Annotated in this window: 1 protein-coding gene and 1 pseudogene; both read left to right on the top strand. The window is 70.0% G+C overall.

The annotated features are described in order from the left end of the window. Positions 1-233: 233 nt before the first annotated feature. A pseudogene (locus AOK24_RS52675) lies at positions 234-620 on the top strand (DUF6236 family protein); the annotation flags it as partial. A gap of 52 nt (positions 621-672) precedes the next feature. After that, complete coding sequence (locus tag AOK24_RS52250; protein ID WP_055719491.1) at positions 673-1227, top strand: DUF6236 family protein; 555 nt, start codon at positions 673-675, stop codon at positions 1225-1227. Positions 1228-1273: the final 46 nt, after the last annotated feature.

The raw sequence follows: 1273 nt of genomic DNA, 5'->3' as shown, positions 1-1273 counted from the left end.
CGAGGAGTACGCGGCGGCGCTCCGCAGGGGGATCGCGATGCAGAGGATCGGCCTCTACTACCCATACGTCCATTTCCGCGACGACGCATGGCTCAAGGCCGCTGCCCTGTACTGGCCGCGTATGGCACGTGTGGTTCCACCGGGTTACCCGGTCGACGACCGGCTCCTGGTGCGGACCCTGCGGGACGAGCTGGACTTCGTCGTGGACGTCGACCCGCANNCGGCTGCGCCACATGTTCCTGGTGACGGAAGGGCCCTGGGGATACAGCTCGGGGTGGGTGCCGAGCGACGACACGAGATACGTACGCGTCGGCGGGGACCCGCCCGTGGTGGAGGAGGAACCCTGGCCGTTCACTCCCACCGGGAAACCCGTACCCGAGCGCCGGCTCACCGGCCTGCACTGGGAGGAGGTCGATCCGCGGCTGCGCGAGGCCCTCATGGACGCGAACCTGGCCGTGGCGACGGAGCGTTCGGTGCTGGCTCCGGCCCGGGGGCGCAAGTGGCTCGCGATGCCTCCCGCGCTGGGGTGGACCTACAAGGGCATGCTGACCCAGGAACTGGCCCGCAGGACCGGCTACGTGCCGGCCACCGACCAGGACCGCGCTCACGACATGATCGGCCACTGGGACGAGAAGGCCGTCATCAGCACGTGCATGGAGGACGACCGGTACATTGTTCCCTTCGACCCGGCCACGGACTTCGCCGGCCGTCGCCGGAGCCCTGCCGGCCGGCCTCGACGACGTACCCGCCGAGAAGATCGTCAAGGTCCGCAAGGACTACGCCGGCGAGTTCACCGCCTTCACCGATGCCGTCAGCGCGGCCGCCGCCGACCTGGAGGAACACCTCGCCGGTATCGAGGACGCGGCAGCCCTGCGCGAATACCTGCGGCTGCAACTCGCCCGCACCGTCGAGGAGCCGCTGGAGGACCTGCGCGGCGCCCTGCGCGGCCTGGGCCTCAGGACGGCGGACACCGTCCTGAACTTCAAGTTCGAACTCGGCACACTCACCACCGCGATGGCCGGCACGCTGGGCCAGGGACCGGTGACCGTCGCGGGAGTCACGTTCGGCCTCGCGACGATGCGTACGGGGATGGCGGAAGCTCGCGATGCACAGATCAAGGGTTCCCCGGTCGGTTTCCTGCTCCGCGTCCAGCACCACCTGCCGCAGGTCCCCGTCAAACGACGTGCCCTGCGGGCGCTCTGGCGCGCTGTGGGCATCGGGCCGTAGAACACCCTGCCGCCTGGCATCAGGTGGGCAGCGCGGCGAGCCAGTC

The organism is Streptomyces niveiscabiei, from assembly GCF_001419795.1.
Taxonomy (GTDB): domain Bacteria; phylum Actinomycetota; class Actinomycetes; order Streptomycetales; family Streptomycetaceae; genus Streptomyces; species Streptomyces niveiscabiei.
The sequence above is the reverse complement of the archived record's forward strand: the minus strand, read 5'-3'. Positions and strand labels throughout refer to the sequence as shown.